This window comes from Neotamlana nanhaiensis, from assembly GCF_000943555.1.
In the GTDB taxonomy this organism is placed as follows: Bacteria; Bacteroidota; Bacteroidia; order Flavobacteriales; family Flavobacteriaceae; genus Neotamlana; species Neotamlana nanhaiensis.
This window is the reverse complement of record NZ_JTDV01000014.1, coordinates 113347-137578: the sequence shown is the minus strand read 5'-3', so window position 1 is coordinate 137578 and position 24232 is coordinate 113347. Positions and strand designations below refer to the sequence as shown.

The window sequence follows — 24232 nt, the reverse complement described above, 5'->3', positions numbered from 1 at the left end:
AATACCTAAAAAATGCCCGAAGAAATTAATACACAAGCTACCGTTAAAAAAGTGTTTACCGATTTTCTTGAAACTAACAGACATAGAAAAACGCCCGAACGTTTCGAGATTTTAGAGGAAATTTATAACACCAATGCGCATTTTGATGTTGATGAACTCTACATTAAAATGAAGGCTAAAAAGTATAGAGTTAGTCGTGCTACTTTATACAATACTATAGATTTATTGATAGCGGCTAAATTAATACGAAAGCATCAATTTGGTAACGGTACATCTCAGTACGAGAAATCCTATTTTAACAGGCAACACGATCATGTGATACTAACTGATTCGGGCGACGTTTTAGAGTTTTGCGATCCTAGAGTACAGGAAATTAAAAAAACGATTGAAGAGGTTTTTAATATTGAAATCAACAAACACTCCCTTTATTTTTACGGTGTAAAAAAGCAAAACGCTTAACCTTTAATTTCGTTCATTAAATCATTATAGGTGTAAAATACATTGCCGCCATCGGTTTTTTGATAGATAAAACTAACACGAAGTGCTTTTAAACCTGTTACTCCTTGTAAATCTTGAAGTTCTAAAATTTCAACATCATCATCTAACATGTTTTTAGACTGCATAAAACTAATGTATTTTAAGTACTCCAATTCGTCTTCTTTTTGCGAATAAACAATACTTAATTTACCTTTGGCTGTAATACGTTCTTCGGTACCTTTTATAAACGCTTTATCTACGCGTTTTTTTACAACTTCGTAACGGGCATTGTATGTGCCATCTACATCAAAACGCTTTTCGTCCATTCTAAAACGTATGGAAAGCGGTTGGTTAAAAACCAATACCATCGATGCGACATCTAAACTAATAGGATATTCGTTTTGGTTTTGGTAAAAGCTATTTTCCATGTCATACATAGCCTGTAGTTGCCAAAGTCTTAAATTGTATAGGTATATTTTGTTAAAACTGTTTTCTTTGGTAATAGATTCGCCAATGTACATGTTGTGCTCAACACCATCTGTTTTAAAACGCTCGAAAAAGTGCGGATACATGGCTTGGGCTTCTTCTTGTTTGTCATCTAAAACAGCCGACATGTTTTTGTTTATAAGCGTAATTGTATCATCGAAACTTTTACGATAATGGTAAATAACGCCTAAATTCGTATCAATCTTGCTGAAATAATCTTCAATTTCGGCTTTAGGGAAATCTTTCTTTTTTAAATAGTGATGAAATAAAGGCTCGATTTCATTTTTAAAATATGAAATTAATTGCTGCTCGCTATCTACTTTAAAATCTGAATTTATTTCACTGCTGAAGGCTTCTAACTGATAATTAAGCTGCTCAAAAATAGGTAGCTTATCGGTTTTTGATATACTTTCTAAAATTTTACTAATTAACGAAAGTTGAAGCGCTAAATCTTTTTTAGTGGCTTCGTTTCTAGCATCCGAGGATCCTTTTACATCAATTTGTCCAAAAAGCGGATAAACTTCATGGAATGCAATTTTGCTAAACGATGGTTTTTCGTTCGGGTTAATATGACTTTGAATTAAAAACTTTTTAGCCGCTTCTTTAAACTTCCATGAAACACTTGGATGAATTGAGGTGCATTCTTGCTGAATAATAGCTTCAATTAAATTTTCTTCTTCATTAATACTGCGTTCTACTGCCGAAACAATAAAAGGCATCACATCAACCAGTTTGTTGGTAGTAATACTATTTAATTCAAATGGGCGAGGAGACACAATCTCTAAAATTCCCATTAATCCGTCATCATTCGCAATTGGAGCAAAAATAGCACTCTTAATACCTTGTTTGTGCAATGCAGCAATGTGTGGTGCTTTACCATTCGATTTTTGGTAAGCGTTATCTACATTCGATACCGAAAAATACTTTTTTTCGTTTAATAATCGGTTGTACGACCATTTACACAAGGCATCGGTACATTTTTTACTGGTTATGTTATTTATTAAAAAGCTATTGGCGCCAATGGCATCGACACGATTAAATGTGTGGTCTTCTTTGTTGTAAATTGAAAAACCTATTTTAAGTGAATTAATACCTAATAGCGAACGAAAAACTTCATGAAATGTATCCACAAAATTTTCGTCGGAGCAGTTATCGTCTATAATTAACCCAGATTTGATGTTTGAGATAGATTGATCGTCGGTAACATCAAACATATTCGAAATTACAAAACCATTAAATTGATAGCTTTGTGGCGGAAATTTTTCTTTCCAAATTTCAATATTTTCGAAATTATCTAGTAATTCTTCGTAATCTTCTTGAGTAATTTTTGGGGCATTTGCCGATGGGATTATTTCACAAAAATCGGCATTATAGGTTATTTTATAATAGCGTAAAATACCTTTTTCATCAGGAATTTGATAGTAAACAGGGCGTTTAAAATTTAGATCGTAACCATAGCAAAAATTTAAAATAACCGTACAAGTAAGTATATAAAACTCCTCGTTAGGCATGTTTTTAATTTGTAGCTTAAAATCTGTTCCTGCCGTTTTTACAATACTTTTAAAACGATTTGAAACATTAAAATTAAAATCGTGAAATGGTATTGATGCGGCTTTAATCTCGTTATTTGTTAATAAGGGATTAAAAATATCTTGCAATAAAATAGCAATTTCTTTTTCGCGCTCGGTTATAACATCAAAGTCACTAATGCCATGTCGAAGTTCTGGATATTGTTCAGCTAAAGTTAAAATAGTTTGGGCTTTAGCTTTTGTGTGTTCATTATCGCTTTTAGACAAGGTTTCATATTGTTCTAAAAGTTTATTAAAGCTAATATTTAGCCTTAATGGCGATTCGATATTGTCGTTAATATCCATTTGCTATAATGTTTCGTGAGATGCTACAAAGGTACTAATTAATGCTTAGTCGTTATTAAGTAGACTTACTAACAGGAAAAATGTTACACTAAAAATGGAATTTTATAAGCTATTTTATTTTTAAAATGAAAGATTCTAACGGATTGAGAGTAACGGGAAGTGTTCCTTCTAAATCTTTAACATTTAAATTAGATTTATATTAATTAGAGAGGATATTGGTTAGTGTATAACTACCCTTTTGAAGCTGAAGTGTTTCAATGCAAGTTTTAGGAATTTTTAAATTGAATTCGGCCGCACGTTCATCATCAAAATTTGAAACTATAAGCAAAATTTCATTGTTACTCCAGCTTAAAAACGACAATACTTTATTGGAATAATTGGGTGTATGTTTTCTGTTATATAAATGAAGATCTTCGTAATTACCCGCTAACGCAGTCTTGGAAATAGTGATATTTAGTAAACGTTTGTAAAAATCTCTCAGATTTTTTTCTGAATTGGTGAGTTGGCCGCCATCAAATATTTTGTTATTCCTATTCCACTTTGGTCAGTTTACCAATTTTAAACATTTTTATATCCATTAAGTTAGTAAGCATCTCATAGACCTATTTCTTGAGCTTATAAGCTATGAGTGATTTAACACAAGGCAAGACCGTATCTAGTTGCCCTTAATGCGATATTTCCAAGGCTTTGGCCGAACTGCTCTTCCAAAATGGAATACGGCTCATTACAAAAGTGAGAAAGAACATGAAAAAACAGAACTTGTCAGATGTGGACGCTATACTGCTTCGCAAAAGAGCTCGAGTAGAATTTGTTAACGATGAACTTAAAAACATTTGTAGAATTGATCATACAAGACACCGATCTGTTAAAGGCTTTTTGGTAAACTTAATAGCAGGATTGACAGCTTACTGTTTTTACCCTAAGAAACCTTCCCTAAATATAACTCCAATTAATACTAACCAACTATCGTTATAGGCTGCTTAAACATTATTCACTTTAAATAGCTATTCCGAAAGGAGAAATAAAAAAAGCTGTCTTAAAAGTTATAAAATCTGTCATCCTGAACTCGTTTCAGGATCTCATTAATCAGATTTTATGTTTGTTTCGAGAATCTGAAATAAATTCAGATTGACAAAACCAAAACTTTAAAACAGCTTTTTTTATGTTGTAAAACGAAGATTATTCGTTTCCTTTTTTGTAATCTGCTAAAAATTTAGCTAAACCAATATCGGTTAACGGGTGTTTTAATAAACCTGTAATAGATGATAATGGCCCTGTCATAACATCACTACCAATTTTTGCACAATCGATAACATGCATTGTGTGACGAATTGAAGCTGCTAAAATTTCAGTACTAAAACCGTAGTTATCATAAATCTGACGAATTTCAGCAATAAGATTTAAACCATCTGTTGAAATATCATCTAAACGACCTAAAAATGGCGATACGTAAGTTGCTCCAGCCTTAGCAGCTAATAACGCTTGACCAGGAGAGAATACTAATGTTACGTTTGTTTTAATACCTTTATCTGAAAAGTATTTACAAGCCTTAATACCATCGGCAATTAAAGGTAATTTAACCACAATTTGTGGGTGTAAAGCCGCTAAAGCTTCACCTTCTTTTACCATACCATCAAAATCTGTTGCTATTACTTCGGCGCTAACGTCACCATCAACAATATCACATATTTTTTTGTAGTGGTTTAGAATGTTTTCTTCACCTGTAATACCTTCTTTTGCCATTAACGACGGGTTTGTTGTAACACCATCAAGTACACCTAAAGCTTGAGCTTCGGCGATATCATCTAAATTGGCTGTATCTATAAAAAATTTCATTGTTTTATGTTTTATTTTGTTTGTAAATATGCTAATACTTCTTTGCTTACTTTTTCGCCAGTAAATCCAAATTTATCATCAAGAACGCCAGCAGGAGCAGAATAACCGAAATGCTCTAAACCAAACACTTTACCATTGTCGCCAACTAAAGCTTCTAAGTTTACAGGTAAACCAGCCGTTAAACCAAATAAAGGTTTGTCTTTTGGAACTATACTATTTTGGTATTCTTTTGATTGTTGTTTGAATAAACCTTCAGAAATAACAGAAGCAATACTAACTTTAAGGTTGTGGTCTGCTTCTAAAATTTCGGCAGCAGCTACTAATGTTGATACTTCCGATCCGTTAGCTACAAGCACTACATCTGGATTATCAACAGATTTTACTAAATAACCACCTTTTTCGGCAGCTAAAGCCGCTTCGTAACGCGATCCTTCGGCAGGTACATCTTTTATGCCTTGACGCGATAAAATTAAACCAGAAGGCGTATCGGTATTTTCCATAGCCATTTTCCAAGCAACGCTAGTTTCGGCAGAATCTGCTGGACGTAACGCTAAGAAACTTTGTTTGTGGCTGTGGTTTTGAAGTTTTTCTAATAAACGAATTTGTGCTTCTTGCTCAATTGGCTGGTGTGTTGGTCCGTCTTCACCTACTCTAAAGGCATCGTGCGTCCACACATACTTAACAGGCAATTCTTGAATCGCACTTAAACGAATGGCAGGTTTCATGTAATCTGAAAACACAAAGAATGTTGCTACAACTGGAATAATACCACCGTGTAAAGCAATACCGTTTGCAATACAAGCCATAGTTAATTCGGCAACACCAGCTTGTAAGAACGAACCAGAGAAATCACCTTTTTGTAATGATGATGTTTTCTTTAAGAACCCATCAGTTTTATCAGAGTTTGATAAATCGGCAGAAGACACAATCATGTTTTCCACGTTTTCAGCTAAATACGCTAACACATTTGAAGATGCTGCTCTAGACGCTAAGCCTGCTTTATGCTCAACTGAAGCGAAATCTAATTCTGGTAATTGTCCAGATAAGAAGAAATCTAACTTAGTCGCTAAGGCTTCGTTATCTTTTTTCCAAGCTTCAATTTCAGCTTTTTTAGCTGTCGCTTGTTTTGTTTTCTCTTCTATTACTGTTTTGTAGAACGCTTCAACATCTCCAAAAATATCGAAAGGACTTTCTGGATTTGCACCCAAGTTTTCTAAGGTTTTTACGTAATCTGCACCTGTATCTCCAATTGGTTTACCGTGTAATTCACAGTGTCCTTCGTACATGCTACCATCGGCTGCTACACAACCTTTACCCATTATGGTTTTACCAATAATTAAGGTTGGCTTTTCGGTTTCGTTGTTAGCATCGGTTAAGGCTTTACGAATTTCGTCGTGGTTGTGCCCATCGATAGTTACAACCTTCCATCCCCAAGCTTCATATTTTTTTGCAGTATCTTCGGTAGTTACTTCGTCTGTTGATGTTGATAATTGAATATCGTTAGAATCGAAGAACATAATAAAGTTACTTAATCCTAAATGGCCAGCAATTCTACCAGCACCTTGCGATATTTCTTCTTGTACACCACCATCAGAAATGAATCCGTATATTTTGTGGTTCATCCAATCTCCAAAACGCGCTTCTAAAAATTTAGCAGCGATTGCAGCGCCAACACCCATAGTGTGACCTTGACCAAGTGGCCCTGAAGTATTCTCGATACCACGTTTTACATCAACTTCTGGGTGACCAGGTGTAATTGAACCCCATTGTCTAAAATTTGCTACATCGTCTTTTGCGTAATTTCCTAATAGGTAATACTGCGCATACATTAATGTAGATAAGTGACCAGCATCCATAAAAAAACGATCTCTAAATGGCCATTCCATGTCCGTTGGATCGTAATTAAAAAATTCTGAATATAATATGTGCATAAAGTCTGCACCTCCCATTGGTCCTCCAGGGTGTCCTGAATTCGCCTTTTCTACCATTGCCACCGCTAAAGCTCTAATATTATCTGCGGATTGCTGATCGATTTTTTTGTTCATCTTGAATAGTTTGTTGTAGTTTTATATTTAACTTCCAATCTCACAAAACTAAGGTATTTTATCTAAATTAGTAGTCTAATTGCGTGTTATATAACTATTAATTATTAAAATTTTGGCAATTTTTAGTAAAAACAGAATTTCGTTTAAAATATGCTGTAATTTTTATAAAATAACCAAAAGACATTATTGATGTAACACCTTGTTTTGTGCCAAATCTACAATAAAATTTTTACAAGTGTAAAAAAAACACTTATTATTTTCAAATTAGTAGAAAATCGCAGAAAACAATATGAAAAAGAAATATGAAATGTGATTTTATTTGAGATTAATCAGCTATCCTTTAACTGATTAATCTCAAATACACGCAAAATTTATCTGCCAAGTTCTGTTTCCTTTGGTAATTTGTACCCTAACTTCTTATTTTTAGTATTTAAAACCATATAATCCAAAGCTACACCTGCATCAACCATAAATATTTTAAGGGTTTGTTTGCCTTTCGTTTTTAACGATACTTTCATTTGCTTTATGGCTTTGTTGGTTAACACGTTTTGCTTCCAAGTATTGCTACGGCCGTAGGTTTTGAAACTTAGTTCTTGTATAGGTTCGTTATTCCATTGGACTTTAATTCTAACGTCGCCGTCGGTAGTTAGTGGATGCGTTGGTATAGCCACGATTTTTAAAATAGCTTCATTTGTAATGGTTTCTGTTTCAATATCGTATTCTAGATATGCCGCTTCAGTTGTGTTTTCAGTTGATTTTGCATTGAGTGGTTTAGCTTGCATTACCGATTGCGTGTGACCAAATCCTGTTTGTTTTTCCCAAAACGTCTTCTCTGTTTTATGGATGTTTGAAAAACTGCTGGCATAAATAACTGCTAATCCGTTTTTTTCAACTAGCGATGCCTCGGATAAATTTTGATAACTGTTTGAAGTATTAATTTGAATAGTCTCGTTAAAACCTTCACTTTTGATTTTGATTTGAGCGGATAGCGGTTCACCGGAAGCTTTCCATAAATTCCAATCTATTGACACTTGGATGCGTTTTTCTAAAACTCTATCATTTAATTCACCTGAAACTTGACTTAATTTTATCCAATTCGGAATATTTTCAAAACTCCAACTAGCTTGATTATTTTTTACCAAAAACACATCAATAAAATAGGATGCGGTATCATTTACATAAAACGTTGGTAATTTTGGTATGCCCGATTTCGTACTTGAAGTATCCTCAACTGAAATACCAATTGGTTTTTCGGTGTTTTTAAATTCTAAGTTAATTTCAGGATTATCAAAAACAGGCAAACGTCGCGGTTTCATATCCATGATTCCTTGCCATTTTCCGTTGGAAAGTGCATTGTAATTTTTGGTTAAAGCAACAATATTCTCATAGGAGTTATTCGATTTATCTTTATAAACGGAAGCGCTTTTTCTGCCTTGATTCGCATAAACCAAAGCTTTATCGCGATACATGAATTTTTTAGTCATGTTCGATGCGCCTTTTACAGGATACGATAAAAGTTGCGTGAAACTAGAATTTAAAGCTTCAGGAAGTTTCTCTTCTATACTATCTACTTTGTTTTCGAGCGTTTCAAACGACTTAATACGCTCAGAAATTTCATCGCCATAACTCAATGTATTGTAAGCCGATTTATAAATAGGTGTGGTTTTTTCGGTTTGGCTCCAACCCATAAATTCCGGTTTGCGTTCAAAAGCCAACTGATAATATGCTGTTTTAATATCAGCCATGGTTTCTCCTAAATCTGCTCCAAAAATATCGGTGAAAAATTGAGTTTGATGCGCTTTTACAGCTTCAGTTTTTTGGAAAGATTCAGCATCAAATGCCATATCCAAAAAGAGTTGCATACTATATTCTGCAGGTTTAATGTCGCCTACATTTAAAATCCAAATGTCTTTGTTGTTCAAATTGTAAGCTTTCATCATTTCCTCATGAATCAAATACGGATTTGTAGATTCTAACCATAAATAATCGTGCGGACGCCCCCAATATGAGGCATGATAATACACGCCGCTACCACCGTTACGTTTTTGTTCTTCAGCATTACTAAGCGACCTGATGTAGCCGTAATTATCGTCAGTCCAAACCAAAGTAATATCATCGGGAACTTTTAGTCCGTTTTTGTATAAATCCAGTACTTCCTTATAAACGGTTAAGGCTTGCGGAACGTCCTCTACATTCGGATTTATGTATTTCTTTAGCAAACCACGTTGGTCAGCAATAACATCGGTAAGTACTTCAACCGCTTCGTCTTTGCTTTTAACGCCTTCCATTCCGCTATCGTGAACACCACGCATTCCCATGGAATAAATGCCGTCAATATTTTTAGCTTCTTTTACACGATCTTCCCAATATTTATAGACACTTTCTTTATTCGTTTTATAATTAAAATGTCCCATGGTTTCTTTGTTCCATTCATCAACATTGTTTCTCAGCATAGGTTCGGCGTGCGATGTACCTATTACGATATTGTAAGCTTCTGCCATTTTACGGTTACTAGGATAATGAAAAAAAGCTTTGGTGCTAGGGTGCATTGCGGGCCAAATGGTATTGGCTTTCAGTCGTAGTAGTAACTCGAAAATTTTGGAATAGGTTTTCGGACCAATATCGCCTGTTTCTGGCTCAAAAGTATGTTCTGCCCAAGGTTGCAAACCCCAATCTTCATCATTTAAAAAGATACCTCGAAACGCTACACTTGGAGCGCTACTGTAAAACTCGGGTTGATTTATAATCAATTCTTGTTGCTTTTTTGCGGGTACATCGGCCCACCAATACCAAGGCGATACGCCTATTTTTTTTGATAAATCGAAAACGCCATAAGCTGTCCCTCTTGGGTTTGTTCCAGTAATAATAAAGGCTTTTTCTATCGTTTTTGTGGGATTGGTTATGGTTTTATAGATATAACTTTCCCATTGATTTTTAAATTCTTGCTTTACGGCATCATCCTCTAAAAAGGTTTTTATAAGGTTGCTTTTTAGTTCACCAATAACAATCACATTTTTGGTAGCTTCGTTAGTACTTGTAATAACTTTAGGTTTATAACTGGTGACTTTATAAATGTCTTCCGCTAGCAAGTTGGCTGTTATAGAATCGAGCCGTTCGCCCTTTCCATATAAAATACTCGTTTTGGTGGTTGGTGTTACAATCTCGAACGAGCTATTTGAAAGTTGATTGTCTTGAGCAGATTTACAAGATATTATCAAAAATGCTATTAGACTTATTTTATGAAATAGTTTCATGTGTTGGATTTAAATATGCTTTAAAATTAAAAAATTAGTGCTTCTTGAAAGGATATAAATGTGTTTTTATATTCCCCAAAAAGATAAAAGGTATCACCTTCTTTAATGATGTTTGCACCATGTGCCGAAACATTTTCACCATTTTGAGTATACCAAGGCACACCAGAAATTATAGCGTTTGTGTTTGATTTGCATGCGGCTAATAAAAATGGCGTAGCTATTACAAAGAAAAATTTATTTATGCTTTTTGTTATCATAGTTTATAAAATGACAGATTTACTAAGTTTTATCGCTTTTTGATAGTTGGAGTGAAGCCATGTTGGATGGAATTGAATGGTTATTATTCATATCATATCATATCAAAAAAACGATTAGCGGTAAATTAAAGAAATGAAAAGGTTTAAAACCTATTGGTCTTTTTTATATATACAAGTTAAGTATATGTTAAAGGTATATCCTTATCAATAGGACGCAATGCATAAATTTGATATGTTTTGACAGTTTTTGATAATTTAAATACATAAAATCCTGTTACTTTTGAAGATAGCTATTCTCAATAAAAAATATTTAGTGTTTTCTTAACAATTAAGGTAAGAGTCTTTTTATGTTTTTTAATAAGCTAATGGCTACAAATGGAAGTGTTCTTAAAAAAAGTAATCAAAAAAACTTAAATAGCATGACCTACAAGTTTGTTTAACCGAACAAGCTTAAAAAACTAAACCAAACAAACTAACTAACTGAATTTATTAACGACTAAAACTAATTTTTTACATTGAAAAACCACTCAATTACCTCCTTTAGCTCCGCGCTAACCGCATAATTTTTATTTTTTAACAACTTAAATAAGTCTAACTATAATGAAGAAAAGAATATTCAATTATTCATTCTTCTTGCTACTTGTATTTACTGTATTTAACTGTAGTAAGAAAGAAGTTGATGAGTATTACGCAAGACCAGACGATCTTGAGCCACCTATTTACCAACAACTTGTGGCGCAAGGCAATTTTACTAACCTTACAGCTTTAATAGAAAAAGCAGGCTATAAGGATATTTTAGGAAAAGCTGGTTACTGGACCATGATGGCTCCAAACGACGAGGCATTTACAGCCTTTTTTCAAGAACAAGGCATCTCAAACGTATCGGAAATCGATTCGGTAATGGCTTCAAAAATTGTAAAATACGCTATTATTTATAATGGGTTTCGTACCGAACGTTTATCCGATTTTCAATCAAATTTAGGTTGGGAAGAAGATTTGGCGTTTAAACGTCGTACCGCATATTATGATGGCTTCCAAAACAAAACCATTAATGGTACGCCAATGGTGGTTGTAAATTCTAATCGCAACAATTCTGAAGGTGGCGATTTTTACATTCCAGGTGATAATAATAATAAATATATCACTTATTTTGTTGAAGAGTTTATGACTAATCAAGGATTGGGTAGTTACGATTATAACTACTTTTATCCCAACGAAAGCTACACTGGTTTTAATGTATTAGCAGCCGAAACAGTGACTGCCGATATTGTAGCAGAAAATGGCATTATTCACGAGGTTGATAAGGTGTCATTACCGCTAATTAATCTCGATCAAAAATTAGAGGAAAGCCCAAATTATAGCATTTTTAGAGACATGCTAGAAACTAATTTGGTACAGTATCTTTTCGATCAAGATGCAACAACAACCTATCAGAACTTCACATTAAATTCTGATGATGTTTTTGTTAAAGTATACGATCCTGCTTTAATATTTTCGCCAAATAACGAAAACTTTATTAAAGCCACCGATAATGATGGGCAAAGCGATGGTTACACACTTTTTGTTCCAGAAAACAACGTTTTACAGGAATTTATCGACGATGTGTTACTTAAAAACTATCCGTCGTTAGACCAGTTACCAAAGTATGTTTACGAAGACTTTTTTAACGCTCACATGGTACAAAATGCCGTTTGGCCATCAAAAGCTGCTGGTTACAACAATGCTTTAGAAGAAGATATTCGTATAGATATTGATAACGAGGTTGTAGAAGCTGAGGTTGTGAGTAACGGGTTCTTCTATGGAACCAATAAAGTACAACCATCAAACTTGTTTTTTAGTGTTTATACGTCGGCTTATTTAGATCCGGCATTTACCTTAGCAACACGTTTATTTAACGATGGTTCTGGATATCGCGAAATAATTAGCAATATTTACGGACGTTACACTATATTTTTACCATCCGATGAGGTTTTAACGCATTTAGGTTATAGTTACGATATAAACCGATCGGAATGGGTGTATACCTCGCCGCAAACAGGAAATACGGTTACTGGTACTTTTGCGAGAACACGTTTATTAAGAGTATTATATAATGGTATTGTACCAACGCCAAACGATGAATTAAACGATTTGTCGGGCTCTGGAATTATTCGTTCGGGTGATTTCGATTTACCAGGTGAATATATTAAATGGGATAATAACCAAGTTTACGCTGCAGGTAACGAAGTGTTAGATAACCGCGTGAATATTATTGGGTTTGAAGATCAGCAAAACGGAAGAACCTATTACATCGATAATATTTTAGAATTTAGTGAAGAAGCTCAAGGTTTAGATTTACAAATGATTGCTTTAGAAACCGATTCGGAGTATTTTAATTTTTATGAATACTTAAGAAATTCGGCACTTTACGAAGAAACCGCGGGTACCATTGATGGTATCGAATTAGGTACACCTTACACCTTTGTAATTCCTAATAATGCAGCCATACAACAAGCCGTTATGGATGGCGTTTTACCAGGTGATGAACTTACAGGTACGCCAAACTTTACACCTAGCGAGCAAGAAGAAATTGATCAAGTTGAACACTTCATTAAATATCACATTTTAGCCACACGTACTGCTTCAGCCGATGGCCTTGTAAATGGTTTAACTGAAACGTTACGTAAAACTGAATTTGGTGAAAAAACCTATGTTAACATTGTTAGTACAGTTGGCGATTTGTCTTTTATAGATGATAATAACAGAATCGCAGATTATATTCCTAGCGAAAGTAATCATCTTGCAGATCGTACACTTATTCACCTAGTTGATAACTATCTTTTATACACCGAATAAAATGAAATATTACAATATAAAACACATATTATACGGTTTTTCATTTATCTTTTTTGCTTTAATATCTTTTGATGTTTCTGCGCAAGCCGAAATTCTTTTAAGAGGTCAAGTTATTGATGCTGAAACCCAAGAACCAATTCTTGGTGCCACAGTTATTGAGCAAGATGCTGAAAAACGAACCATTACAGGGGTAGTAACCGATTTTGACGGAAACTTTGCCATTCGTGTTAAAAGCCCTAACAACCAACTAGTAATTTCTATTATTGGTTATAAAACCCAAACCTTAGCCATTGGCGAAAAACGTACGTTTAATGTTAATTTGGTTGTTCAGGTTGAAGGGTTAGAGCAAGTGGTAATTAACGCTTCAAAAACTCCAGATAACGGACTTTTAAATATTGCAGAGCGTAACTTAACTACCAGTGTAGTAACCGTAAATGCAGCCGATGTAGAAACCACTCAAGCCGCGTCTATCGATGAAGCCCTACAAGGACGTGTTCCTGGGGTAGATATTACTGCTAATTCTGGTGATCCAGGTGCGGGAATGCAAATTCGTATTCGTGGTACATCATCTATTACGGGTTCTTCAGATCCTTTAATAGTAGTGGATGGGATGCCTTACGAAACCTCAATTCCAGACGATTTTAACTTTGGTACTGCAGATCAGCAAGGTTATGCAGCTTTACTTAACGTTGCTCCTGCCGATATCGAGAGTATTACCATATTAAAAGATGCGGCAGCAACCGCCATGTGGGGTGCGCGTGCAGCTGCTGGGGTACTTATAATTAATACTAAAAGGGGATCTATTGGTAAACCAAAAATCGGGTATACTTTTAGAGGGTCGTTTGCTAGAGTGCCAAACACCATACCTATGTTAAGTGGCGACCAATATTCGCAATTAATTCCCGAAGCGTATATGAATCGTAATGGAACACCACTTCCAACATCTTTAAGAGAATTTCAATACGATCCTCAAGAAGTTTATTACTATAAAAACTATGGTAATAATACCGATTGGGTATCTGCAATTTCTCAAACCGGTTTAACTGGCGAGCATAACTTATCGTTACAGGGTGGTGGTGAAAAGGCACGTTATTATGCATCGGTTGGTTATTACGATTCTAAAGGGGTTACCAAAGGTACAGGTTATCAACGTTTAAATGGTCGTTTAAATTTAGATTATGTAGTGTCGGACCGAATTCGTTTTAAAGCCGATATTTCTTATACACATTCCGATACCGAACGTAATTATGTAAATACATTTGGAACCACCGATAGAGATAGAATTAGAAGTGTGGCTTATGGTAAAATGCCTAACATGAGCATTTACGAGTATGATGATGTAGGCGATTTAACACCAAACTATTTTTCGCCAGCGCAAAATATTCAAGGATCATATTCTAGAACCTATAACCCAGTAGCCATGGCAGAATATGCTACTAACGATCAAGTTGGAGAGCGTATTGTACCTCACTTTAATTTAAAGTTCGATATTATTCCTGAGCGATTAGTTTCAACTTTCGATTTGCAATACGATTTTAACAGTACAAAAGCAAAATCGTTTTTACCACAAAACGCAACAGGTAGACCATTTACCGAAACTGTGGTAAACAGAGCATCAGATGCCGATGTAGATGCCACCAGTGTAACAACAAAAACCAATTTTATTTTTACACCTTACTTTGGCGAAAAACATACCTTACAAACTATTTTGTCTTTACAAAGTAACGATTATCGTTATGAGTCGCATCAAGCATTAACATCTAACACGGCGTCGTCGTTATTAACCGATCCTTCGGTGCCATCTAGAACACAAAATGCGGGTTTAATACTGTACACAAATAACAGTCAGTCTCGTAGTGTAGGTGGTTTACTAAGCGCACAATATAGTTTGCTCGATCGTTACATTGTTAACGTTGGTTTACGTGCCGATGGTAATTCTAAATTTGGTCCAGATAACCGATACTCTTATTTTCCATCTGTTTCAGCAAGATGGCGTGTATCGGGTGAACCTTTTATGGAAAACCTTGATTTTGTTGACGATTTTAGTTTTAGAGGAAGTTACGGTCAATCGGGTAGAACACCACGATACGATTACCGTTTCTTTAATAGATATACCAATTATGGTGCTGAATATTTAGGTGAAACAGGGGTTTATCCGCAAAATATTCAATTAAATAATTTACGTTGGGAAACCTTAACGGGTAAAAACTTTGGGGTAAATCTTCAATTATTTGATAGAAAAGTACAGTTAGATGTTGATGTTTACCATAACAGAACCAAAGATTTACTTTTCGAAAACCTCGATTTAACAACCGTTTCAGGATATAGCCGATTATCAGACCAAAACGTTGGTGTGTTAGATAACCAAGGTTGGGAAATTGGTTTATTTACAACGCCGTTTAAAAATGATAAATGGCGTGTCGATTTTAACTTCAACATTTCAAGAAACCAAAACATTATTCGCGAAATTTCAGAGTTTTATCCTAGCGAAAGCGGAAACATCGATAGAAATGGCGAGTACAAACGTTTCCTTCAGGTAGATAACCCATTTGGTTCATTCTATGGTTATAAATTTAAAGGTGTTTATGCCGATTTAGAAGCAACTAAAGCACGTGATGCCAATGGTAATATAATTATTGGGCCTAATGGTCAAGAAGTATTTATGAGATTTAACTATCCAAATACCGATTATGTATTTCAACCTGGTGATGCTATTTATGAAGACATCAATAAAGACGGAAACATAGACAGTCGCGATGTGGTTTATTTAGGTAATAGTAACCCTAAATTTACAGGTGGTTTTGGGCCAAATATTACATTTAACGACCAGTTTAAACTTTTGTTATTCTTTACTTACCGTTTAGATTACGATATTGTAAATGGTACTGATATGATAACAACAAATATGTATGGTTTTGATAACCAGAGTACAGCAACTTTATCTCGTTGGAGAAATCCTGGTGACCAAACCAACATGCCACGTGCCGTTTATGGTGCTGCTTACAACTGGTTAGGATCAGACAGGTATGTAGAAGATGCGTCTTTCTTAAGATGGCGTTCGGCAACTTTTAGCTATAACTTTAGCAAGAAAATGCTACAGAGTTTAAAACTAGACGATTTACGTTTGTATTTCACAGCCGATAATATTTTAACATTTACCAAGTATCGTGGGCAAGATCCTGAAGTAAACATGCGTGGTGGAGATCCTTTTGGTATCGCAATCGATTATTCTCGAACGCCACCAACTCGTAGATTTTCTATCGGATTACAAACCAGATTTTAAAAAAAAAGAACTATGCGAACAAGAATATTTAATGTTATACTACTAGCGGTTGTTTTATTACAGTCGTGTGATAACTATTTAGATTTAAGGCCAGAAAACGGTACGACGCGTGAAGAATTCTGGCAAACCAAAGAAGATGTAAAGGCGGCTGTAACGGGTATTTATTTATCCTTACTTAACACACCTCCAAGTGAAAGTGATTTAACCATACCCGAGTATATTTTTATGTATGGCGAATTACGAGGAGGAATGGTTTCTGCTGCCCAATATACTAGCGACGACCAAATTGATATGTTAACTACAAACATATTACCATCAAATAGCTTAACAACATGGCGAGCATTTTACCGCGTTATTAACTTTTGTAATACGGTTATCGATTTAGGACCACCGGTTTTAGATTTAGATCCAACTTTTACACAAGAGGAATTAAATACTTATTTAGCCGAAGCTTTAACTATTCGTGCTTACATGTATTTCACATTAGCACGTACTTTTAAAGATGTACCGTTAAAATTAGAAGCAACGTTATCCGACGAAGATAACTTTCAATTACCAACAACGCCGCAAGCCGATATTTTTGCACAAGTGGTACAAGATTTACTTGATGCTGAAGCGATGGCAGTTGAAACTTACGAGAGTGTTGCCGAAAACAAAGGGAAAATTACCAAAAACACGATTAACACCATGTTAACCGATGTGTATTTATGGCAAGAAGATTATGATAATGCGCTTATTGCTGCCGATAAAGTTATTACTAACACCAACGAAACTTACGAGCTTATCGAAGCTAGTCCAAGTTGGTTTACTTCGGTTTATGCACGAGGAAACACCAGTGAAAGTATTTTTGAATTACAATACACCACACAGAATTTAAATCCATTTTACTTCATGTTTTTATTGGCGCCGCAGTATTTAGCTGAGGCAAGTGTGCTAGAAGATGTATTTGGATTAGATTTTAACGATCCTGAAAATAAAGATATTCGTGGTGAGCGTGCGTCAATGGTACCAGGTACAAACGAAATTTATAAATACACGGGCTTTGATGAAAACAACCGAAAATCTTTTGCAGAATCAGATACGCATTGGTTTATTTACCGTTACGCCGATTTGCTTTTAATGAAAGCCGAAGCGTTAAACGAACTAAATCGTGGCGAGGAAGCCTTATTAATAATTGAAGAGCTTCGTGAGGCTAGAGCAGCTATCGATTTAACCGAAGAACAAGTTACTGGCGACAACAAAAACGGCGTGCGCCAATATATATTAGCAGAAAGAGCAAGAGAACTTGCCTTTGAAGGGAAAAGATGGTTCGATTTACTGCGTAATGCACGTAAAGAAAACTACGCTTATATTAATTTAATTATTAACGTAGCTATACAAAGTGCACCTGCTAACCAACAGCAGACTATTGTAGCTAAGTTGCAAGATCCTAACAGCCATTACTTACCAATAAACGAGTACGAGCTGTATACCAACAAAGCACTTGTGCAAAACCCGTTTTACAAATAAAAAATAAGTCATGGAAAAAATATTTAAACTAATTAAAAAGTGGAAGTTTTCGATAGTTATTGTGCTATTAGCGACAATTATTCTATGCTGTTCTGAAGAGAAATACAAAGAAACCACCGACGAAACTCTAAATATTACCGAATACCTTCGTACAATGCCTGAGTACTCGATGTTTGTTGAGATTTTAGATGTTACCGGATATGCGTCGTTTATGAATACCTACGGCACGTATACCTTGTTTTTACCAACCAACGATGCGATTACCAACTTAATGGCCGATTTTGGCGTGAGCAGTATTAGCGCAATTCCTATTGAAGAATTACGCGACATCGTTAAGCTTCACATTTTAGAAGAAACCATTACTACAACATCGTTTACTGATGGTAAAATTGCATCTCCAAGTATGCAAGGGCAGTTCTTAATTACAGGAGCTACTTACGATGGAGGATCTGCAAGTATAACTGTAAATAAAGAAGCAAAAATAACGGCTTCGAATGTTGAAGTAGGGAATGGTGTGATGCATGTTATTGATAAAGTATTACGGGTAGCCGATAAAACTTTGGCAGAAACAATTGATACCGATGCGTCACTTAGTATTTTTGCTGAAGCTATAAAAGCAACTGGATGGTATGATAAATTAGACCAACCAGTAACTTACGACGAAGATAGTATTCCAAGTTATTTAACAGTAATTGCACAAACCGATGAGGTTTTTCAAAAAGCTGGTTTTAACAGTTTTGATGAATTAAAAGCACGGTACAGTCATTTAAACGATCCTACAAACTTAGAAGATAGCTTAAATCTGTTTGTTGCCTATCGTATATCTCCTGGTTTAAACTATTTAGCCGATTTAGCGGTTACACCGGCATTATTAACACAAGCGCCTCTTGAAGTGATTAGTGTAAAATTAGCTGCCGATAGCCTTTTAATTAACGAAGAAGTATTTAATGGGGTATTAGAAAAAGGGGTGGAAATTAATAGAGAACCAAGCGACGAAACAGCTTCTAATGGTGTGGTGCATTTGGTAAAAGATAATTACTTTATTAAAAAGCGATTACCACAACCTGTTTATTTCGATTTAGGAGATCAGCCAGAATTCCGTCAATTAAGCGCGGTGTTTAGAAAACCAGGAAACTATGCAAGTCTATCGGATGCAGAATTGTCTAGTATGTCATGGGAAGGAAGCCCAAGTGTTACTTATTCTTGCCCTGCTATTGGTGATGGTAATGCAGCGGGTTGGCATGGCGATTTATTAGATGTTTTACGTTTACGTGACGGTTATATTAATAATATCGAATTTACAACACCAGTTATTATTAAAGGACAATATAAAGTATGGGTGTCGTATAGAACGAATCCAAGAGCACCGTCATCAGCAAGAGCATTTTTTAACGATGTGCCTTTGTCGCGATTATTAAATATGCAAGAATATGGAGATAGTGGTACGCCAGAACGCGTATTAGAGTCGCAAGGTTATAAGCGTCATATTGAGCCATTCTCATCAAGATTTAATTCTAGACTAATGGGTATTATAAATGTTGAAACTACAGGCAGACACACTTTTAGATTCCAATCTTTAGCATATGCTGGTGGTAACAGTTGGTTCGATGTGGTTGAATTTAGACCTGTTGATATGGATCAATTATATCCAAAATTTGAGTCTAGCGGAAGTGGTTTAATATACGATTAATCCTTAACGAGCTAAAATAATACTATTAAACTAATCATATAAAAATGATATCAATACATAAATTATTAAAAATCTTAGTTGTAGGTGCTTTGGTTGTTACCGTGGTAAACTGTTCCGACCCTTGGGACGATCGTGCCACAACTACAGATTCGAACTTAAACGCGAATCTTGGCGAAAGTTTATTAAACGTACCCGAGTTATCAGAGTTTGGAAAATTATTAACCGAAACTGGGTTAAATTCCGTTTTAAACAATTCAAAAACCTATACGGTTTGGGCGCCAAACAACGATGCTATGGCTCAAGTACCAGCATCGGCGCTTGCAAATGCCCAAAGTAAAAGACTTTTTGTACAAAATCATATTGCTTTAACGGCTTTTTCGTCGGTTAGTGAGCAAGATACAGTTACTGTACAAATGCTTTCAAATAAATTTTTAGAGTTTAAAAATGGCTCGGTAATAGCCGATGCGAATGTTGTTACAATCGATAAGTATACTTCAAACGGCTTATACCATATTATTGGTAAAGCGTTGGTGCCAAAACAAAACATTTGGGAGTACCTAAATGCGCGGTCGGGTAGTAATGCCATGAGTAACTATATAACACAAACGCTTACCGAATTTAATATTTATCAATCGGACAGTATTGCAAAGGCCGATGCGCTTCCAGAAATGTATGCCGATTCGTTAACGAATTCATATTTGAAAAATGTATATAATTTAAATAACGAGCAAAATAAGTATACTTTTTTCTTATTAGAAGACGCAGCTTTTAATACCGAAGTAGAAAAATTAGAACCGTATTTAACAAAAAGTAATGCCGATTCTACCACAACGTACGCTAGTTATTTTTCGGTTAGAGATTATGCTTTCCACAAAGCTGTAGCTCGTGAGAATTTACCAGATACTTTAACCTCTCGATTTGAAGTTAAAGTACCAATTAATACCGATAATATTGTAGAAGAAGTGCTTTTAAGTAACGGAGTGCTTTATGTTATGAGTGCTTTTGATGTGCCTTTAGAAACACGTTTGCTAACTACAAAACTCGAAGGAGAAGAGCCGTTTGGTTTTAGTCAAGGTGATAAAGCGGCAAATACCTATTACAGAGATAAAGAAGATTTAGATGGTGTGCCTTTTAACGACATTATGGTACAAAATCACGGTGTAAACCTGTTCTCTATTTTTTACAATGCTAGAGATATGTATAGCACAACGTACCAAGTTTACTGGCGCGCTGTAAACGACATTCAAAGCAATACTTTTGAACAACGTGTACAATTTGGGGGTACTTTTGATGAAGAAGGAACCATTATAGACCCCATTGCTACTTTAGATTATACCGAAGTGCCTGTTAATATGTACGACGAGATTTACGTAGGTGAGTTTACCCTTGAAGAAGCTGGAAACCTCGATTTAATCTCGCTTATAGCAGCGAACTCTTCATCTAACGGTGCCAATACATTAACCTTAGATTATCTAAAACTAGTTCCAGTAATTAAATAAATGTCTATTAAACCAACTATTATGCTCAAAATATTGAAACTAACCAGTCTATTATGCATATTGCTTTTCGGAGGTATTGGCATGAATCTGCATGCGCAAAATTCATCAGATTCTAATCAAGAAACCGCATCAGAAAAGGAAGGTATAAAGATTGAAGGACTCATAAAAAATGCAAACACAGGTGAAGGAATCTCGGGTATAAATATTGCTGTTGAAGATTTTTCGGCAGCCATTAGTGAAGACGATGGAAGTTTTTCTATAAATGTGCCTCATCTAAATGCATTATTAATTATAAGCGGCGAAGGTTATCAAACTAAAGTTTATCCGCTAAACAACAAACAATCAGGAATAGAGATTTCGCTTCACGAAGCTAACTATTCGCAATTTTATGAAACTGCCGAAGTATCTGGTACTAAGGCTTTACAATACACAAATGCTGAAGCAGCTCAAGTTATCGATTTAAAACAAGACCAATGGGGTAATGCCGTAAACAATGCCGTTGGTAATTATTTACAAGGTCGTATTGCTGGACTTAACAGTGTAAGTAATTCAGGAGTGGCTGGCGCCGGAAGTTATTTAACTATTAGAGGCTTTAACTCGCTTTATGCTACCAACAAACCTTTAATTGTGGTTGATGGTATGATTTACGACGAAGAAGACTATGGTTCTGGTATTTTACAAGGTAATATGTCGTCACCTTTAACAATGATTGATGTTAAAGATATCCAGGATATTACAGTTTTAAAAGATGGTGCTTCAATTTACGGTAGTAAAGGAGCTAATGGCGTAATTGTAATTACAACGACACGTCCTGTAGATTTAAGTACTAAAATAGATTTTACTATGTATGGCGGCGTAAATGAAGATCCGCGTGCATTACCTGTTATGAATTCTAGAGAGTATCGTACTTATTTATCGCAATTATTAGCAACACGTGGCGACAGCCAACAACAAATTGCTAGTATGCCATGGATGAACGATAGAATTCAAGGCAATCCAGATTATTATGCCTATCACAACAATACCAATTGGCAAGACAAAGTTTACAGCAGTAGTGCTAACCAAAACATATTTTTAAAAGTACGTGGTGGTGACGATATTGCAAAATACGGTTTATCTGTTGGGTATTTAAATAGTGAAGGTGTAACGCAAAACACGGGTTTAAAACGTTACAATACGAGGTTAAACGCAGCGTTAAGACTTACCGATAAACTTACTGTAAATGCAAACTTATCGTTTATTTATAATAACGAAACGCAAAATAATCAAGGGCAAGCTTATAAAACTAGCCCAATGTATTTGTCGTTAACCAAATCGCCTTTTGTTGGTGTAAATATTATAAATGGCGATGGCGAAGTATCACCAAACCTAACCGATGTCGATATTTTTAATAGCAGTAACCCAGTAGCTATTCAAAGTAATGGCATAGGCGTAAATAAAAATTACCGCTTTTTTGGTAACCTTAATTTTCAGTACGACATAAGTAAAAACTTAAAAGCAAATTTAATTGCAGGACTTAATTTTAATAAAGAACGCGAAACCTTCTTTATACCAGATTATGGAGTTGCCGATATTATTTTACCAACAGCTATTGGTACAAACCGAAGCGGTAGTGAGGTGCAACGTTACTATGGTTTGTATACCGATACTTCGTTAGATTTTTCTAAAACAATCAACTACAAAAATCATTTCGATGTTAAACTAGGTTTAAGAACGCAAACAAACGAATCTGAAAGTGATTTAGGATTAGGCTTTAATGCTGCAACCGACGATTTTACCTCGGTTGGTTCGGGTAGTAATTTATTACGTATTATTGGCGGAAGTATTGGCGATTGGAAATGGTATAACGCTTATTTAAATGCAAAATACAATTACATTAATAAGTACTTTTTAACCTTAAATGCTGCTTACGATGGTTCTAGCCGTTTTGGTGAAGATGCTCAATTGGCTCCAATGGCTTCGCTTTCAGCAGGGTGGTTATTGTCATCAGAAGGCTTTTTGAAGAACGCTAGCTTCATCAACTTATTCAAACTTCGTGCAAGTGCAGGTATAAGTGGAAACGACGATATAGGAAACTATACAGCTCAACAACTTTATGTGTCTCAAAATTTATTAGGCTTACAAGGTTTGGTAAAGAGCAATATTGGTAACCCAGAGTTAAAGCATGAAACTGTTTTAAAATTAAATGCGGGTGCCGATTTAGCTTTGTTCAACGAACGTTTAAATGCATCTTTTGATGTGTTTCAAAACAAAACGACCGATTTAATTACATACGAAGCCATTAATACAACAAGCGGTTTCGATTATGTAGTAGCTAATAACGGAAGTATGCAAACCAAAGGTTTCGATTTTGGTTTACAAGGCAGACTAATAAATACTGCCGATATGACTTTCGATTTAGGCGTTAATGTTTCACGTTACAAAAATGAGGTATTAACTATGCCAAACGAGAATACTATTACCCAATTTGGTGGCGCTACTTATTTAACACAAGAAGGTTACGATGCTAACTTGTTTTACGGGTTACAAGCCAACGGGGTGTATGCTACAACGGCTGCAGCTAATGCCGATGGGTTATATCGTCGTTTAGAAAATGGAAGTCTTATTCCGTTTCAAGGTGGTGATATGATGTTTGAAGATGTAAATGGAGATAATATTATCGACGATAACGATCGTAAGATTATTGGTAATCCAAACCCAGACTTAACAGGAAGTATTAGTGCTAATTTTAGCTATAAAGGGTTAAGTGTTTCAGCGTTATTTAATTACTCATTAGGAAACGATATTTACAATTCGGTGCGTTACAATACTGAAAAAATGAGTGGTTACGAAAATCAAACTAAAGCTGTAAATAACCGTTGGGTTGCCGAAGGACAAGTAACCGATGTGCCAAGAGCAACATGGGGCGATCCGTTAGGAAACTCAGATTTTTCAAGCAGATGGATTGAAGATGGTTCTTTCTTAAGATTTAAAACCCTAATGATTTCGTACGATATTGATGTAGATTTTAACACTGTTAAATACATAAAAGTTTATGCCACAGGTAACAACTTATTTACGGTAACAGATTATTTAGGATACGATCCAGAATTTAGTGCGACCTCGTCTATTTTTGGTCAAGGTACCGATGTTGGTTTAATGCCACAGTTTACATCATTTCAATTAGGACTACGTTTAGGTCTATAAT

Annotated in this window: 12 protein-coding genes and 1 pseudogene; 8 read left to right on the top strand and 5 right to left on the bottom strand. The window is 35.2% G+C overall.

The window, feature by feature from the left end; all coding sequences use genetic code 11:
• The first annotated feature begins 12 nt into the window (after positions 1 to 12).
• Positions 13 to 459, top strand: coding sequence for a Fur family transcriptional regulator (locus PK35_RS14350; protein WP_044627255.1), 447 nt, complete (start codon positions 13 to 15; stop codon positions 457 to 459).
• Here the strand turns inward: PK35_RS14350 and PK35_RS14345 are convergent.
• Entirely contained in the window at positions 456 to 2837 is a 2382-nt protein-coding gene (locus PK35_RS14345) for a GAF domain-containing protein (protein WP_044627254.1), read from the bottom strand. The genes PK35_RS14350 and PK35_RS14345 overlap by 4 nt on opposite strands.
• Before the next feature lie 675 nt (positions 2838 to 3512).
• Between PK35_RS14345 and PK35_RS18030 the strand changes: the two are divergent.
• Positions 3513 to 3812, top strand: a pseudogene (locus tag PK35_RS18030) (transposase); the annotation flags it as partial.
• A 204-nt stretch (positions 3813 to 4016) separates the two neighbouring features.
• Here PK35_RS18030 and fsa read toward each other — a convergent pair.
• The 4 genes from fsa to PK35_RS14325 form a co-directional block, all read right to left on the bottom strand.
• Complete coding sequence (gene fsa / locus PK35_RS14340; RefSeq protein ID WP_044627253.1) at positions 4017 to 4673, bottom strand: fructose-6-phosphate aldolase; 657 nt, start codon at positions 4671 to 4673, stop codon at positions 4017 to 4019.
• A gap of 11 nt (positions 4674 to 4684) precedes the next feature.
• Complete coding sequence (locus PK35_RS14335; protein WP_044627252.1) at positions 4685 to 6718, bottom strand: transketolase family protein; 2034 nt, start codon at positions 6716 to 6718, stop codon at positions 4685 to 4687.
• A gap of 371 nt (positions 6719 to 7089) precedes the next feature.
• The gene (locus tag PK35_RS14330; protein WP_044627251.1) at positions 7090 to 9972 is read right to left on the bottom strand and encodes a glycosyl hydrolase 115 family protein; all 2883 of its coding nucleotides are present in this window, start codon (positions 9970 to 9972) and stop codon (positions 7090 to 7092) included.
• Positions 9973 to 9998: 26 nt separating this feature from the next.
• Entirely contained in the window at positions 9999 to 10229 is a 231-nt protein-coding gene (locus PK35_RS14325) for a hypothetical protein (protein WP_044627250.1), read from the bottom strand.
• Positions 10230 to 10829: 600 nt separating this feature from the next.
• On the opposite strand from PK35_RS14325, the gene PK35_RS14320 reads away from it, so the two are divergent.
• From PK35_RS14320 to PK35_RS14295, 6 genes are read left to right on the top strand one after another with little or no spacing between them, the layout of a single operon-like run.
• Complete coding sequence (locus tag PK35_RS14320; RefSeq protein ID WP_044627249.1) at positions 10830 to 13064, top strand: fasciclin domain-containing protein; 2235 nt, start codon at positions 10830 to 10832, stop codon at positions 13062 to 13064.
• Between the two features lies 1 nt (position 13065).
• A complete protein-coding gene (locus PK35_RS14315; protein ID WP_044627248.1) occupies positions 13066 to 16347 on the top strand; it encodes a SusC/RagA family TonB-linked outer membrane protein in 3282 nt (1093 codons plus the stop codon).
• A gap of 12 nt (positions 16348 to 16359) precedes the next feature.
• Positions 16360 to 17856, top strand: a complete 1497-nt coding sequence (locus tag PK35_RS14310; RefSeq protein ID WP_044627247.1) for a RagB/SusD family nutrient uptake outer membrane protein — start codon at positions 16360 to 16362, stop codon at positions 17854 to 17856.
• Positions 17857 to 17866: 10 nt separating this feature from the next.
• Complete coding sequence (locus PK35_RS14305; RefSeq protein WP_044627246.1) at positions 17867 to 19546, top strand: fasciclin domain-containing protein; 1680 nt, start codon at positions 17867 to 17869, stop codon at positions 19544 to 19546.
• 44 nt (positions 19547 to 19590) lie between these two features.
• Positions 19591 to 21045 (top strand): fasciclin domain-containing protein, encoded by a 1455-nt coding sequence (locus PK35_RS14300; protein ID WP_044627245.1) that lies wholly within the window; start codon positions 19591 to 19593, stop codon positions 21043 to 21045.
• 21 nt (positions 21046 to 21066) lie between these two features.
• Complete coding sequence (locus PK35_RS14295) at positions 21067 to 24231, top strand: SusC/RagA family TonB-linked outer membrane protein (RefSeq protein ID WP_044627303.1); 3165 nt, start codon at positions 21067 to 21069, stop codon at positions 24229 to 24231.
• Position 24232 lies beyond the last annotated feature (1 nt).

Excerpts from the sequence above, each read along its gene's own strand:
- PK35_RS14335 (WP_044627252.1), bottom strand. The coding sequence starts at position 6,718 with ATGAACAAAAAAATCGATCAGCAATCCGCAGATAATATTAGAGCTTTA.
- PK35_RS14295 (WP_044627303.1), top strand. The coding sequence starts at position 21,067 with ATGCTCAAAATATTGAAACTAACCAGTCTATTATGCATATTGCTTTTC.
- PK35_RS14350 (WP_044627255.1), top strand. The coding sequence starts at position 13 with ATGCCCGAAGAAATTAATACACAAGCTACCGTTAAAAAAGTGTTTACC.
- PK35_RS14330 (WP_044627251.1), bottom strand. The coding sequence starts at position 9,972 with ATGAAACTATTTCATAAAATAAGTCTAATAGCATTTTTGATAATATCT.
- fsa (WP_044627253.1), bottom strand. The coding sequence starts at position 4,673 with ATGAAATTTTTTATAGATACAGCCAATTTAGATGATATCGCCGAAGCT.
- PK35_RS14305 (WP_044627246.1), top strand. The coding sequence starts at position 17,867 with ATGGAAAAAATATTTAAACTAATTAAAAAGTGGAAGTTTTCGATAGTT.
- PK35_RS14325 (WP_044627250.1), bottom strand. The coding sequence starts at position 10,229 with ATGATAACAAAAAGCATAAATAAATTTTTCTTTGTAATAGCTACGCCA.
- PK35_RS14320 (WP_044627249.1), top strand. The coding sequence starts at position 10,830 with ATGAAGAAAAGAATATTCAATTATTCATTCTTCTTGCTACTTGTATTT.
- PK35_RS14345 (WP_044627254.1), bottom strand. The coding sequence starts at position 2,837 with ATGGATATTAACGACAATATCGAATCGCCATTAAGGCTAAATATTAGC.
- PK35_RS14300 (WP_044627245.1), top strand. The coding sequence starts at position 19,591 with ATGATATCAATACATAAATTATTAAAAATCTTAGTTGTAGGTGCTTTG.
- PK35_RS14315 (WP_044627248.1), top strand. The coding sequence starts at position 13,066 with ATGAAATATTACAATATAAAACACATATTATACGGTTTTTCATTTATC.
- PK35_RS14310 (WP_044627247.1), top strand. The coding sequence starts at position 16,360 with ATGCGAACAAGAATATTTAATGTTATACTACTAGCGGTTGTTTTATTA.